Below are 13,766 nucleotides of genomic sequence, written 5' to 3'. Positions count from 1 at the left end.
CTCATGCAGGACATCCGTGAGCCGGTCGTGCTCACCACCCGTCCGGACGCTCCGGCGCCCGGACGGGCCGGGCGCGCGCGGCGCCGACGGCAGCAGCTCCTCGCGTGGGCGTTCCTCCTGCCGCTCGTCGCCTACCTCGTGCTGTGCTACGGCTACCCGCTGGCGACGAACATCGACCTCAGCCTCCGCGGCTACACGGTCCGCACCTTCGTCCACGGCGGGGCGCCGCTGGTGTGGTTCGACAACTACGTCACGGTGTTCGGCGATCCGACGTTCCGCACGGCGCTGCTCGACACGTTCGTCTTCACCGCCGCGTCGCTGCTGTTCCAGTACGGCATCGGCCTGGCGATGGCGGTGTTCTTCGCCCGGAACTTCCGCCTCGGCCCGACCCTGCGGGCACTGTTCCTCGTGCCATGGCTGCTGCCCCTGATCGTTTCGGGGTCGACGTGGGCGTGGCTGCTCAACAGCGAGTCCGGTGTCGTCAACTCCGTGCTTGGCTGGTTCGGCGCCGGCCGGATCGACTGGCTGACGTCGCCGTCCTGGTCGCTGGTCTCGGTGATCATCGCCAACATCTGGATCGGCGTGCCGTTCAACCTCGTCGTGCTGCACAGCGGCCTGCAGAACATCCCGGCCGAGGTCTACGAAGCGGCGTCCCTCGACGGCGCCGGGGCCTGGCAGCGGTTCCGGCACATCACGTTCCCGCTCCTGCGCCCGGTTTCGGCGATCACCCTGCTGCTGGGACTCGTCTACACGCTTAAGGTCTTCGACGTCATCTGGATCATGACCAAGGGCGGCCCCGGCGGGTCGTCGACCACCCTGGCGACGTGGTCCTACCAGCTCGGGTTCGGCAGCATGCTCCCGCGGTTCGGGCCCAGCGCCGCCGTGGGCAACGTGCTCATCCTGCTGGCCCTGGTGGCGGGGCTGCTCTACATCCGGACGCAGCGCAGGCAGGAGGAAGCGTGACCCGGCACTGGCGCACGGCGGTCGGGCTCGTCCTCACCGCCGTGATGTTGTTCCCCGTCTACTGGATGGTCAACGTGTCGCTGACCCCGGCCGGGCGGATGCGCAAGTCCCCACCCGACTGGTTCCCCGCCGATCCGACGTTCGAGGGCTACCAACGGGTCCTGCGCGAGCAGCTGCCGTACTTCGCGACCAGCCTGTTGGTCGCGCTGGGCACGGTCGCGCTGACCCTGGTGCTGGCCGCGCCTTCGGCGTACGCGCTGGCGAAGCTCCGCCCGCGCGGCCACCGGTCGCTGGGGTTCGTGCTGCTCGTCGCCCAGATGGTCCCCGGCATCATCATGGCGCTGGGGTTCTACGGCATCTACGTCAAGCTCGGCATCACGAACACGGCCTGGGGGCTGGTCCTCGCCGACTCGACGATCGCGGTGCCGTTCGCCGTGCTCATCCTCACCTCCTTCATGGCCTCGGTGCCGGACGAGCTCGTTCAGGCGGCCACGATCGACGGAGCGGGCGCGGTGCGCGCGTTCTGGTCGGTGGTGCTGCCCGCGAGCCGCAACGGGGTCGTGACCGCCGGGCTCTTCTCGTTCCTGTGGGCCTGGTCGGACTTCGTCTTCGCGGCGACGCTCGACGGCGGTGGCTCGATGCGGCCGCTGACCCTGGGCATCTACCGCTACATCGGCAACAACAACCAGGAGTGGAACTCCATCATGGCGACGGCGGTGGTCGCATCGGTGCCGGCCGCCGTGCTCCTCGTGCTGGCGCAGCGCTTCGTCGCCGCCGGCGTCACCGCGGGCGCCGTCAAGGACTAGGCCCCCTTCCGGAAAGGACAACCTCTGTGCCCACGGGCGAATTCTCGCTGCGGGAGATCCCGTTCAGCTACCCGGGATCGTGGCTCGACGTCTCCCCGGTGGTGGCCCAGGCCACCTGCGCCGACGACCCGCACCTGGTGTCCCACCGCCACGGCATGCACGCCGTCCTGGCCCTGGTCGCCGACGAACCGGTGACGGCCACGCCGTCCGAACTCGCCTGGGGCCACGGGCGGATCAGGGCGGCGTTCGCGTCCCCGGAAGCACTCCGGATCGCCGGGCGCGGCCTGGAGCTGCGGATCCGGGCCGCGGAGCCCACGCTGACCCCGTTCACCGGCACGTACTTCTTCACCGATCCGGGCGACGGCTCCGGCGTCTTCACCTCCTACGAGACGGGTTACCGCTACCGGGTCACCGTCCTTTCCGGACAGGTGCGGCACATCGGAGCCGAAGCACTCGGCACGGCCGAGCGGGCCGTCGTCGTCAGCGGTGACGCCTGGGAGGTGGCGATCGAGGAACTGCCGGGAACCCGCGCGCCGTACGTGCCGGAGCAGGCGTTCGACGAGGTGGTCACCGCGGCACGGACGGCCTTCACCGCCTTCGCCGACGACGTGGCGCCCTGGCGCAGCGACCGCACCCCGGCGGCCGAACTCGCCTGTTACGTGCTGTGGTCGGCCATCGTGGGACCGTCCGGGTTCGTCGGCCGTCCGGCCGTGCTGATGTCGAAGCACTGGATGGACAAGGTGTGGAGCTGGGACCACTGCTTCAACGCGCTCGCCCTCGCCGGCGGCCGTCCCGGGCTGGCGTGGGACCAGTTCCAGGTCGTCTTCGACCACCAGGACGACCAGGGTGCCCTGCCGGACTCGATCACCCACGCCGAGGTGCTGCGCAACTTCGTCAAGCCGCCCATTCACGGCTGGACGCTGAGCCGCCTGCGCGGCCGTCTTCCCGGTGGCCTGCCGGAAACCGAGCGGGTCTACCGGCAGCTGGCGGCGTGGACGACGTTCTGGCTGGACCACCGCCGCGTGCCCGGCCAGCCGTTCGCCCACTACGAGCACGGCAACGACAGCGGCTGGGACAACGCGACCCCGTTCGCCGACCGGCGGCTCGTGCGGACGCCCGACCTCGCCGCTTTCCTTGTGCTGCAGCTGAACGAACTCGCTGTGCTGGCTGGCTCGCTGGGAGACTCCGGTGCTGCTGCTCGGTGGCGTGCTCTTGCCGGCGACCTTCTCACGGCGCTGCTGGACCGGTTGTGGGACGGCACTCGATTCGTCAGCCAGCCTGCCTCGCCCGGCTCGAGCCTGCTCGATCTCATGCCGATTGTGCTGGGGGAGTATCTGCCTTCCGATGTTCGGGACAAGGTTGTGGCTGGACTTGATTCGCATCTGACCGACATTGGGCTTGCTACCGAACAACCCTCGTCCTCGTTCTATGAGGCGGACGGCTATTGGCGTGGTCCGGTTTGGGCTCCTGCGACCGTGCTCATCGAAGACGGTCTTCGGCGGGCTGGTGCTGTTGAGCTTGCCGACCTTGTCAGTGCTCGGTTTCGGGCTGTTTGTGAGAAGTCCGGGTTTGCCGAGAACTTTGACGCCTTGAGTGGTGAAGGTTTGCGTGATCGTGCTTACACGTGGACCGCCAGTGCTTACCTTCTTCTTGCTGGTGATGCTTCGCTTCGTGCTTCCTCTGGTTGAGTTTCAAGCGCGGCTTCGCCGTGGCGTGGGAAATCGGCGCTTGCCGTGGTTGCTTGTCCTTGTGGTCGCCAGCGCCGATTCCCCACGCATCGAGTCCCTCTGCCGCCTTTCTCGTGGGGTGTTCCGCCGCTGTGACAGTTCTGCTTTGGTGGTACCTGTTCGTGTGATGACAGGTGTTCGATTGCCGGTAATCATTGAGTTATGACCGAACACGCGCTCTGGCAGTCTGATGCGGTGGCCATCGCCGACCGCATCGGTGCGCTGTTCGCGTGCATCCGGTCTGCCGAAGCCGAACTGGGTGCGCTGCTGGTGGAGATCGAGCAGCGAGGGGTGCTGGAGCTGTTCGGCTACCGATCCGTTCCCCGATTGCTGGAACACCTCGCGGATGTCCCGAAATCCTCCGCCGAGCGGATGGTGAAGCGGGCTCGGGCGGTCAACCCCGGCCTGAGCCTGGATGGCACTCCGATTCCGGCCCTGGCGGCCGCCACGGGGGTGGTGGCCCGGTCGGGACAGCTGAGCAACCCGATGATCGACGTGATTGCCGGGGTCCTGCAGGACATCCCACTCGAACACCGCGAGGGCGCCGAGCAGCATCTGCTGACCTTCGCCGCCGACGCGGGGCATCGGCAGGTCGCCGCCCTCGGCGCCCGCATCCTGGCCCACCTCGACCCCGACGGGGCGGAACCTGATGACACCGAACCGGCCACCCCCACCCGGGAACTCTCCCTGCGGCGGAAGCGGACCGGGATCTGGGAGATCAGCGGCCGGCTGGATGACGAGACCGGTGCCCGGGCCAGCGTCCTGCTGGATTCGCTGGCCCAGCGTCGCCCCGCCGGCGAGGGCCCGGATTTGCGGTCGCCGCAGGAACGCTACGGCGACGCCTTCTCCGACGCCCTCGACCTGGCGTTGAACACCCCGGACCTGCCGATGCAGGCCGGGGACCGAACCCACGTGATGGTCGCGGTCTCCCTGGAAGACCTGAAGACCGGTATCGGCACCGCCCTCCTCGGCGACACCGGAACGATCTCCGCCGCCGAAGCCCGGTTGCACGCCTGCGACTGCATGATCATCCCCGCCGTCCTCGGCACCCACAGCGAACCCCTCGATGTGGGGCGCCTGCGCCGCCTGGTTCCCCGAGCCATCCGCCACGCCCTCTACCTGCGGGACCGGGGCTGTGCCTTCCCCGGCTGCCACCGCCCACCTCGGCACTGTCAGGGTCACCACATCCGTCACTGGGCCGACGGTGGCCCGACCGAGCTGGGCAATCTGGTGCTGATGTGCGCCCACCACCACCGGCTGCTGCACCGCTCGGGGTGGGAGGTCCGGATCGCCGCCGACGGCCTCCCGGAATTCTTACCGCCGGTGTTCTTGGACAAGCGGCGAAAACCGAGGCGCAACAACCTGCACCAACCACTGCCGTTCGCGGCATAACCACAGCATGGGACAGGCCCGCAGCCACACGGCTACGGGCCCACACCCACGTCACCCTCTGGTTTGGATGATCGTGCCCAGGAAACAATCCTCGAAAGTTTCGCGGCCCTGCCGGTGCAGGATCGCTCGTCCAGTGCGGATTGTTGCCAACGTGTGCCGGGCCGTTTACAGTCTCCTTCCTGGGAGCGCTCCCAACCTGCGGCCGGCTCGACGATGAGGAGATGGCGAATGCGGGCAAGGAAGTTGCGGACCGGTCTGGCCTTGCTGGCCGCGGCGGCGCTCGGGCTGACGGCCGGTTCCGTACCCGCGTCGGCCGCGGACTACGAACGGCTGCTCAACGGCACCTTCTCCAGCGGCACCATCGACCCCTGGTGGGCCGGGGCCGGTACTACCAGCCGCGTCACCGCCGGGGAGTTCTGCACCGACGTCACCGGTGGCACCGCCAACGGCTACGACGCGCTTGCCGGGCAAAACGGGGTTCCGTTCGAGGCCGGACAGCCGTACACGCTGACCTTCGACGCGCACGCCACGACCACCCAGCAGATCTCCGCCGTCGCCGGGGAGGCCGTGTCACCCTACCGGCAGATCTCGCGCACCGACCTGACGGTCACGCCGTCGACCCAGCACTTCACCGTCACCTTCACGTCCACTTTGGACTTCCCGAACGCCGGCAACGGGCAGCTGGCGTTCTGGTTCGGCGGGCAGGCCGCCAACAACACCGTCTGCCTGGACAACATCTCCCTGATCGGCGGTGTCGTCCCGCCCGGTGGCCTGCCGCCGACCAGCGGCATCCGGGTGAACCAGGAAAGTTACACGCCCGGCCTGCCCAAGAAGGCCACCGTCATCAGCGACTCGGCCACCTCCCTCACCTGGACGCTGAAGACCTCCGCCGGCGCCGCCGTGGCCACCGGCCAGACCCGGCCCCGCGGTGCGGACGCCGCTTCCGGCGAGAAGGTGCACGAGATCGACTTCTCCGCCTATGACACCCCGGGGACCGGCTACACGCTGACCGTCGGCTCCGAGACCAGCTTCCCGTTCGACATCGCCGCCGACGGGCTGAAGAAACTGCGCTACGACTCGCTCGCGTTCTTCTACCACCAGCGCAGCGGCATCGCGATCGACGCCCGGTACGCCGGCGCGGCCTACGCGCGGCCTGCGGGGCACGTCAACGTCGCGCCGAACCAGGGTGACAACAACGTTCCCTGCCGGTCGGACCTGAACTGCGGCTACACCCTCGACGTGCGCGGTGGCTGGTACGACGCCGGCGACCAGGGGAAATACGTCGTCAACGGCGGCATCGCGACGTGGGAACTGCTCGACGAGTACGAGCGGGCGCTGCGGATGGGGGACGCGAGCGCGCTGGGCGACGGGAAGCTGGCGATCCCGGAACAGGGCAACGGCGTTCCCGACATCCTCGACGAGGCTCGCTGGGAGGTCGACTTCCTGCTGGAAATGCAGGTCCCCGACGGCAAGCCGAACGCGGGCATGGTGCACCACAAGATCCACGACGCGCAGTGGACGAGCCTGCCCACCCGGCCCGACCAGGACAGCCAGCCGCGCCGGCTTTCCCCGCCGAGCACGGCCGCCACGCTGAACATGGCCGCCGTCGCCGCGCAGGCGTCGCGGTTGTGGCGGACCATCGACCCGGCCTACTCGGCGAAACTGCTCGCCGCGGCCGAGAAGGCCTACGCCGCGGCGAAGGCCAACCCGAACGTGCTCGCGGACCCCAATGACGGCACCGGTGGCGGCACCTACAGCGACAACACCGTGACCGACGAGTTCTACTGGGCCGCCGCGGAGCTGTACACGACGACGGGCAAGAGCGCCTACCGCGGTGACGTCACCGGCTCGTCGCTCTACCGCGGCGTCAGCTTCAACACCCACGGCTTCGACTGGGGCTCGACCGGCGCGCTCGGCGACATCACGCTCGCCCTGGTGCCCAACGGCCTGCCCGCGGCCGACGTCGCGGCGATCAGGACGGCGATCACCACGACCGCCGACAGCCACCTGGCGCAGATGGCGGCCATGGGCTACCCCGCGCCCTACCGCACGGCCGACGGCACCTACGAGTGGGGCTCCAACGGACTGGTCGCCAACAACGGCGTGGTGCTCGGCCTGGCGTACGACTTCACCAAGCAGGACAAGTACCGCGACGGCGCCTTCGCCGCGATGGACTACCTCCTGGGCCGCAACCCGGCGAACTACTCCTACGTCTCCGGCCACGGCGACCAGGCCGTGCAGAACGTGCACCACCGGTTCTGGGCGCACGAACTCGACCCGTCGCTGCCGACCGCCCCGCCCGGCGCGCTGTCCGGCGGGCCCAACAGCGGGCTGCAGGACCCGACCGCGGCGCGGCTGCTCACCGGCTGCGCGCCCCAGCGCTGCTTCGTCGACGACATCCAGGCGTACTCGGTGAACGAGGTCGCCATCAACTGGAACTCGGCGCTGGCCTGGCTGGCGAACTGGACCGCGGAGAAGTCGCCGTCCACTGTGGACACCTCGCCGCCTGCCGCCGCGGGCAAGCCCGTCGTGTCCGCGGTGTCCGGCACCGGCGCGACGGTGACCTGGACGGCGTCCTCGGATCCGGAAAGCGGGATCAAGGGCTACGACGTGGTCAGCGTGACCGGCTCGGCTCGCAAGGTCCTCGCCACCGTCACCGGGACGACCGCGACCTTGACGGGCCTGACGCCGTCGACCGCCTACTCCCTGGTCGTGGTGGCCCGCAACGGCGCGGGCCTCACCGGTCCCGACTCGCCGTCCGCGCAGTTCACGACGCTGCCGGACAAGCCGGCCGGCGGGTGCGCGGTGACGTACGCGGCCAACACGTGGAACGGCGGGTTCACCGCCGCCCTCACGCTGACCAACACCGGCACCACGGCCTGGACGACCTGGGCGCTGAAGTTCTCCTTCCCGGGCAGTCAGAAGGTGACGCAGGGCTGGTCGGCGACGTGGTCGCAGTCCGGCCCGGACGTGACCGCCACGGCGATGCCCTGGAACGGCTCGGTGGCGCCGGGGAAGTCGGTGCCGATCGGCTTCAACGGCAGCTACACCGGGAGCAACCAGAATCCGACGGCCTTCACGGTGAACGGGAGGGCGTGCGGCTGAGCTGGGGCGCCGCCGGGCGGAGTGCCTCGTAGGATGTGACGGTGAGTCATTCGACGGATCCGCGGGCGGCGCGCAGCCGGGAGGCGATGGTCGCCGCCGCCCGGCAGCTGCTGGCGGGCGAGGGCCTCGACGCGGTGACCCACCGGCGGGTCGCCCAGGAGGCCGGCGTGGGCCGGGCCACCGTGTACCGGCACTGGCCGCGGGCCGACCAGCTGCTCCTCGAGGCCATGGGCGGCGCCGAACTGCCGCTGTTCCGCGATCCGGAGCTGCCGGTCCGGCCGTGGCTGTGCCGGCAGCTCCGGCGGATGGCCGACGAGCTCGCCATCCCGGCCGTCGCCGCCGTCTCGCTCACCTTGGCGCAGTCGGCGTTGTCGGACGCGGAGTTCGCGCACCGCCAGGACGAGTCCGTCAGGACGATCACCGAGCGGATCCACGCCGCCGTCCGGATGGCCGTGGCCGCCGGCGAACTGGAGGCGGACGTCGAGCCGTCCGACCTGGCGGCGATGCTGGTCGGGCCGATCGTCTACCGCGCGGCCATGCAGCGGGGCCCAGCCTCCGACGGCTTCGTCGGCCGGCTGGTGGACAGCGTCGGGACCTGGCGCTAGCTCGCCGTCCGGGCGATGGCGATGACGGCGAAGGCGAAATGGGCTGCCATCGCGGCGACCCGGATCCAGTCGGTGCGCAGCAGCCGGGCGATGGCGGCCCGGTCGGCGGTTTGCCGGATGGCCAGCTGGATCGGCAGCTGGATCACGGCGAACGAAAGCCACGACGCGGTCAGTGCCGCCAAACCGGCCCACAGCGGCCACGACGGAATGGCGTCCGGCGCCCCGGCGAGCAGGACGATCACGAACGCGGTCAAGGCGATTTTCGGGACCACGTAGACCAAACCACTGCCGTGACCTTGCGACGTCTGGACGGTGCGGAACTCCGCGGTGCCGACGGCTGTCCACCCCGAGAAGACGGCGAAGTGCTCCATCAGGCAGCCCGCCAGGCAATAGGCGGAAAGCATTCCGTAAACCAGCAACCACGTATCGGTGGACAACGAAGATCCCCTCGGGAGTACGGCAATGGAGTAGTCTATGAGACAACTGTCTCATAGAAGGCATGGTGTCATGTCCCGCCACTGTGAGTCAACGGTCTCGAAGAACGTCGCGCCGCGGCCGCGGTAGGCGGCATCCTGGGTGCGCCGCGAGTGAGGAGGCCGACCCATGAACCTGCCGGCGACCATGACCGCCTGGCGCGTCGTCCGGCCCGGGCCGATGGCCGCGAAGCCACTGGAACGGTCGCGGGTACCGGTGCCGCGGGCGGCAGCGGGGGAGCTGCTGGTGCGGGTGCTGGTGTGCGGGGTCTGCCGGACGGACCTGCACGTCTCGGAGGGTGATCTGCCGGTCCACCGGCCGGGCGTGACGCCGGGGCACGAGGTGGTCGGCGAGGTCGTCGCGCTCGGAGACGGCGTCACCGGGTTCGCGCCCGGCGACCGCGTCGGGATCGCGTGGTTGCGGCAGACCTGCGGGCGCTGCCGGTACTGCTTGCGGGGGCGCGAAAACCTGTGCCCGGAGTCGCGCTACACCGGTTGGGACGCCGATGGCGGGTACGCGGAGTTCGCGGTCGTCCCGGCGGCCTACGCGCTGGCGTTGCCGAGTGGCTATTCCGACGACGAGCTGGCGCCGCTGCTGTGCGCGGGGCTGATCGGGTACCACGCGCTCGCGCGGGCGGAGCTGCCCGAAGGCGGCCGGCTGGGCATCTACGGGTTCGGCGGCAGCGCGCACCTGACGGCCCAGGTGGCGATCGCCCGGGGTGCCACGGTGCACGTCATGACCCGCAGTGCCGAGGCCCGCCGTCTCGCGCTCGAGCTGGGTGCGGTGTCAGCCGGCGACGCCGCGGATCCGCCGCCCGAACCCCTCGACTCGGCGATCCTGTTCGCACCGGCCGGCGAGCTGGTGCTCCCGGCGCTGGCGGCACTCGACCGCGGCGGGACGCTGGCCATCGCGGGCATCCACCTGTCCGACGTGCCGCCGCTGAACTACCAGCGGCACCTGTTCCAGGAGCGCCAGGTCCGCAGCGTCACGGCGAACACCCGGGCCGACGCACGGGAGTTCCTCGACTTCGCCGGGGACCATCACTTGCGAGTCAGCACAGTGCCCTACGCACTGGCCGAAGCGGACCGGGCGCTGACGGACCTGGCCGGAGACCGGGTGAACGGCGCGGCGGTCCTGCGGGCGACCTAGCCTGGGCGGGAACCGTGGGCGCCGGAGGAGGCTGGACGGAGGCGGGAACGCGGGGCCGCGCGACCGGTGCCTCAGCGGTGAGCGGCTACCCGGCGGGGTAGGTGTGGAAGCCCTCGCCGGTCTTGCGGCCCAGCCTGCCGCCTTCGACCAGCTCCGTCAGCAGCGGGCACGGCGTGTACATCGGGTTCCCCGTGCACTCCCGCAGCACCACCAAGGTGTCCCGGATGACGTCGAGGCCGATGAGGTCGGCCGTGCGGAGCGGGCCCATCGCGTGCCCGAAACAGCCTTCGAAGACCTGGTCGACGGTGACCGCGTCGGCGATGCCGTCGCCGACCGTCGCGATCGCCTCGTTGATCGTCGCCATCAGCACGCGGTTCGCGACGAAGCCGGGGCCGTCGCCGACCACGATCGGCCGCTTGCCGATGCCGGTCAGGAGCTCCGTGGTCGCGTGGAGCGTCTCGGCGCTGGTCGCCGCCGCGCGGACCACCTCGACCGCGTCCTTGACCGGGGCCGGGTTCATGAAGTGCGTGCCGATGACGCGGTCCGCGCGGGCGGTCGCGGCGGCGAGCCGGCCGATCGGGACGGCGGACGTGCACGACGCGAAGACCGTCGCGGCGGGGCAGAGCCGGTCCAGCTCCCCGAACAGCGATTCCTTCAGCGGCAGCCGTTCCGCGGCGCACTCCACGACGAACCCGCTGCCGCCGAGCTCTTCGAGCCGGTCGCTCCAGCGGATCCGGTCCGGGACCGCCGGCGGCGGGCGGCGGCCGAGCAGGGCCGTCAGCCTCATCCCGTCCCGGACGCGCTCCGGGCCCCGGGCCAGCGCCCGCGGGTCGGGGTCGGCGACGACGACGTCGTGCCCGGCCGCCGCGAAGCACTGGGCGACGCCGGTGCCCATCACGCCCGCGCCCACCACACCGATCTTCACCGGTTCCTCCCGTCGACGATCCGGACGTGCTCCGGCCGGGGCGGTGGCGGCCGCCGCGGGTCGAAGACCAGCGTCAGTTCCGCGCCGGCCGGGCCGGCTGGTTCGAAACCGGCGAATCGGAGCGTCACCAGCATGATCCGGTTGGCCGCAGTGGGGACGAAGAGGGCGACCGGCCGCCGTCCCCGCTCGAGGACGTCACGCACGAGGTGGCCGAGCAGGACCGTGCCGATGCCGCGGTTCAGCACCCGGCACGACGTCAGGAGCAGTTCCAGCACGACGTCCTGGCCGGCGAGGCGCAGCACGGCGAGCCCGACCGTGCCGTGCGCGCCGAACCGGTCGGTCACGTCCGCGACGAGGACCTCGTGCTCGCGGGACGCGCACAGTTCGCGCAGCCGGGCGGCGTCGAGGGTGCGGCCGGTGGTGTTGAGCTGGTGGGTCCGCAGCGTCAGTTCGTGCGCGCGGGCGAAGTCGTCCTCCGTGGCGGCCCGGACGGTCATCGTGAGCCCGAGCGAGGCGAGGAACTCCGCCGGCGGACCGGGGAAAGCGCGTTCCGCGGCGGCCCGGTCCCGTTCGGCGAGGTAGCGGTGACGGCGGCGGCGCGACTCGCCGGTCACCAGCTCGGGCTGGAACTCGGCCAGGCCAGGGAGCTCGCCGACCCGCTCGGCGGGGTAGCAGCGCACCATCGGCAGCGCGGCCGCGACCTCGGCACGCTCGGCGGGGTCGTTGTCGGCGAAGGCGATGGTGTCCAGGCCGATGTTCAGCTCCGCGGCGATGCGGCGGATCGACGCCGACTTCTCGCCCCAGCCGACTTCGACCGCGCAGAACAGGTCTTCCAGGCCGTGCTCGGCGAGATGCCCGGTGGCGCGGGCCAGTTCGCCCCGGCCCGCCACGGCGTGCAGGATGCCCCGCCGGTCCAGCGCGTGCAGGACCTCGACCGCGGCGGGGAACGGGCGCGGCCGGTCGCCTTCGAGCACGACACCGTCCCACAGCGTGTCGTCCAGGTCCCAGACCAGGCACTTGACCGTCTTTTCGGGGGGCCGGGTGGCGGAGCCCCCGGCCCGAGGCGAAGCCTCGGTTGTCCTCCGCTTCACGGCCGCCACCGCAACGCGTACTCGCCGAGCTGCTGCTCGGCGACCTCGTCGGCGCCTTCGATGATCCGCATGACCTTGGCGTCGCGGAAGAACCGGCCCACCGGGCTGTCCTCCGCGCAGCCCGCCGCGCCGAGGACCTGCCCGGCCCGGTCGGCGACCGCGGCGGCCGCGCGGGCGGCCACGTACTTGGCCAGCACGGTCCCGGCCACGGCTTCGGGGTCCCCGCGCTCCCGCAGGTCCGCCGCGCGGGCGCACAGCTGCCGCGCCGCGTGGACGTCGGCGAGGCACCGGCCGAGCAGGGCCCGGACCGCCTGGTGCCCGGCCAGCCGCACGCCGCCCTGCACGCGGTTCCCGGCGTGCTCCGCGGCGGTACGCAGGCACGCCTCGGCCATGCCGACGCAGCCCCAGGCGACGGTGAACCGCCCGTGGTCCAGCGCCGTCGCCGTGACGTGGGAAAGGCCGAACCCCGGCGGGGCGAGCAGGTTCTCTTCGGGCACGAGCACGCCGTCGAACCCGACGTGGGCGAGCTGGGCCGCCCGCATCCCCAGCTGACCGCGCACCGGCTCGACGACGGTGCCCGGCCGGCCGGCTTCGACCAGCACGGCGAGGGGACGGCCCGCGCATTCGGCGAGCACCAGGAAGACGCCGGCGAGCTGCCCGAAGGTGACCCACAGCTTGCGGCCCCGCACGCGCACCTGGCCGCCCTCGCGCGTGGCGGACGTCGTCACGGCCGACAGGTCGCTGCCGGCGCCGGCTTCGGTGGCCGCGAAACCGGCCAGCACCTCGCCGTGGGCCAGCTCCGGCAGCCAGCGGGCCCGTTGCCCGGCGGTGCCCCAGCGGAGGACGGCCGCGGCGACCATGCCCTGCACCGTGACCAGGGCCCGCAATGCGCTGCAGACGCCGCCGAGGTCGGCGCACAGCTCGCCGAGCCCGGCCTGCGTGCGGCCGGTCCCCCCGGCGGACACGGGCAGGTCGGCGGCCAGGAAACCCGCCTGCGCCATGGTCTTGACCACTTCGGCCGGCACGGCGCCGTAGGCGTCCCAGCCCGCCGCGTCCGGCCGCACCGACGCCGCGAACGCGGCGGAGTCCATTGTGGTCACGGAATCCCAGCCGATCGCTTTCGGCGCACGAAACCGGCGACCCGGTTCATCGTCCGGAAGTTGTCGAGGTCGAGGTCTTCCACCCCCACCTCGATGCCGAACCGGCGCTCGACGTGCGCGACCAGTTCGAGGGCCAGCAGCGAGTTCACCAGCCCCAGCGCGAAGTAGTCCTCGTCGGGGCCGGGCGTGTTCCCGGCGGTCGCGGTGGCGAAGAACCCCTTCAGTTCCGCCAAAATCTCCTCGGCGGTGATCTCGTCGCCGGTCACCGCACCCCCTCCCTCGACGAACTTCCCCATCCGAAGCTAACACGGCGTGCGGCGCGGTCGACGGCTCCGAATGGCGTAATCGCTTGCTCGCACTCCGGAACGTCTATTGTGGACGATCAATTTCCATTGTGGTGGAAGCTAAGTCATGGTGATCCCTCGTTCG

12 protein-coding genes are annotated in these 13,766 nt (G+C 71.1%); 7 read left to right on the top strand and 5 right to left on the bottom strand.

Translation table 11 applies throughout. From position 1 onward, the window contains the following. Nucleotides 1-3: 3 nt before the first annotated feature. The 6 genes from CF165_RS30470 (at nucleotide 4) to CF165_RS30445 (ending at nucleotide 8,598) form a co-directional block, all read left to right on the top strand. Complete coding sequence (locus CF165_RS30470; RefSeq protein WP_093951038.1) at nucleotides 4-963, top strand: carbohydrate ABC transporter permease; 960 nt, start codon at nucleotides 4-6, stop codon at nucleotides 961-963. After that, on the top strand, nucleotides 960-1,769 hold the full coding sequence (locus CF165_RS30465; protein ID WP_093951037.1) for a carbohydrate ABC transporter permease: 810 nt from the start codon (nucleotides 960-962) through the stop codon (nucleotides 1,767-1,769). The genes CF165_RS30470 and CF165_RS30465 overlap by 4 nt, the downstream gene beginning before the upstream one ends. A gap of 191 nt (nucleotides 1,770-1,960) precedes the next feature. Beyond that, nucleotides 1,961-3,457: an amylo-alpha-1,6-glucosidase gene (locus CF165_RS30460; RefSeq protein ID WP_240521868.1), complete on the top strand. Its 1,497-nt coding sequence runs from the start codon at nucleotides 1,961-1,963 to the stop codon at nucleotides 3,455-3,457. A gap of 201 nt (nucleotides 3,458-3,658) precedes the next feature. After that, nucleotides 3,659-4,888: an HNH endonuclease signature motif containing protein gene (locus tag CF165_RS30455; RefSeq protein ID WP_093951035.1), complete on the top strand. Its 1,230-nt coding sequence runs from the start codon at nucleotides 3,659-3,661 to the stop codon at nucleotides 4,886-4,888. A gap of 228 nt (nucleotides 4,889-5,116) precedes the next feature. Then, nucleotides 5,117-7,993 (top strand): glycoside hydrolase family 9 protein, encoded by a 2,877-nt coding sequence (locus CF165_RS30450; protein WP_093951034.1) that lies wholly within the window; start codon nucleotides 5,117-5,119, stop codon nucleotides 7,991-7,993. Between the two features lie 41 nt (nucleotides 7,994-8,034). Continuing rightward, the gene (locus CF165_RS30445) at nucleotides 8,035-8,598 is read left to right on the top strand and encodes a TetR/AcrR family transcriptional regulator (RefSeq protein WP_240521867.1); all 564 of its coding nucleotides are present in this window, start codon (nucleotides 8,035-8,037) and stop codon (nucleotides 8,596-8,598) included. Here CF165_RS30445 and CF165_RS30440 read toward each other — a convergent pair. Continuing rightward, nucleotides 8,595-9,002 carry a hypothetical protein gene (locus CF165_RS30440; protein ID WP_093951032.1) on the bottom strand — a complete coding sequence of 136 codons (408 nt, stop codon included), beginning with the start codon at nucleotides 9,000-9,002 and terminating at the stop codon, nucleotides 8,595-8,597. The genes CF165_RS30445 and CF165_RS30440 overlap by 4 nt on opposite strands. A gap of 217 nt (nucleotides 9,003-9,219) precedes the next feature. Between CF165_RS30440 and CF165_RS30435 the strand changes: the two genes are divergently transcribed. Continuing rightward, nucleotides 9,220-10,221, top strand: coding sequence for a zinc-binding alcohol dehydrogenase family protein (locus CF165_RS30435; RefSeq protein ID WP_093951075.1), 1,002 nt, complete (start codon nucleotides 9,220-9,222; stop codon nucleotides 10,219-10,221). An 85-nt stretch (nucleotides 10,222-10,306) separates the two neighbouring features. Here CF165_RS30435 and CF165_RS30430 read toward each other — a convergent pair whose 3' ends face one another. The 4 genes from CF165_RS30430 to CF165_RS30415 are packed head-to-tail and all read right to left on the bottom strand — an operon-like array spanning nucleotide 10,307 to nucleotide 13,603. Next, nucleotides 10,307-11,146, bottom strand: a complete 840-nt coding sequence (locus tag CF165_RS30430; RefSeq protein ID WP_093951031.1) for a 3-hydroxyacyl-CoA dehydrogenase family protein — start codon at nucleotides 11,144-11,146, stop codon at nucleotides 10,307-10,309. Then, nucleotides 11,143-12,237: an HAD-IIIC family phosphatase gene (locus CF165_RS30425; RefSeq protein ID WP_240521866.1), complete on the bottom strand. Its 1,095-nt coding sequence runs from the start codon at nucleotides 12,235-12,237 to the stop codon at nucleotides 11,143-11,145. Before CF165_RS30425 ends, CF165_RS30430 begins: the two co-directional genes overlap by 4 nt. Further along, the gene (locus CF165_RS30420; RefSeq protein WP_093951030.1) at nucleotides 12,234-13,328 is read right to left on the bottom strand and encodes an acyl-CoA dehydrogenase family protein; all 1,095 of its coding nucleotides are present in this window, start codon (nucleotides 13,326-13,328) and stop codon (nucleotides 12,234-12,236) included. Before CF165_RS30420 ends, CF165_RS30425 begins: the two co-directional genes overlap by 4 nt. Before the next feature lie 5 nt (nucleotides 13,329-13,333). Then, nucleotides 13,334-13,603: an acyl carrier protein gene (locus CF165_RS30415; RefSeq protein WP_240521865.1), complete on the bottom strand. Its 270-nt coding sequence runs from the start codon at nucleotides 13,601-13,603 to the stop codon at nucleotides 13,334-13,336. Nucleotides 13,604-13,766: the final 163 nt, after the last annotated feature.

Origin of the sequence: Amycolatopsis vastitatis (assembly GCF_002234595.1) — a bacterium.
Lineage (GTDB): Bacteria > Actinomycetota > Actinomycetes > Mycobacteriales > Pseudonocardiaceae > Amycolatopsis > Amycolatopsis vastitatis.
This window is presented reverse-complemented; position numbering and strand designations above follow the sequence as displayed.

Excerpts from the sequence above, each read along its gene's own strand:
- CF165_RS30470 (WP_093951038.1), top strand. The coding sequence starts at position 4 with ATGCAGGACATCCGTGAGCCGGTCGTGCTCACCACCCGTCCGGACGCT.
- CF165_RS30455 (WP_093951035.1), top strand. The coding sequence starts at position 3,659 with ATGACCGAACACGCGCTCTGGCAGTCTGATGCGGTGGCCATCGCCGAC.
- CF165_RS30450 (WP_093951034.1), top strand. The coding sequence starts at position 5,117 with ATGCGGGCAAGGAAGTTGCGGACCGGTCTGGCCTTGCTGGCCGCGGCG.
- CF165_RS30440 (WP_093951032.1), bottom strand. The coding sequence starts at position 9,002 with ATGCTTTCCGCCTATTGCCTGGCGGGCTGCCTGATGGAGCACTTCGCC.
- CF165_RS30435 (WP_093951075.1), top strand. The coding sequence starts at position 9,220 with ATGACCGCCTGGCGCGTCGTCCGGCCCGGGCCGATGGCCGCGAAGCCA.
- CF165_RS30420 (WP_093951030.1), bottom strand. The coding sequence starts at position 13,328 with ATGGACTCCGCCGCGTTCGCGGCGTCGGTGCGGCCGGACGCGGCGGGC.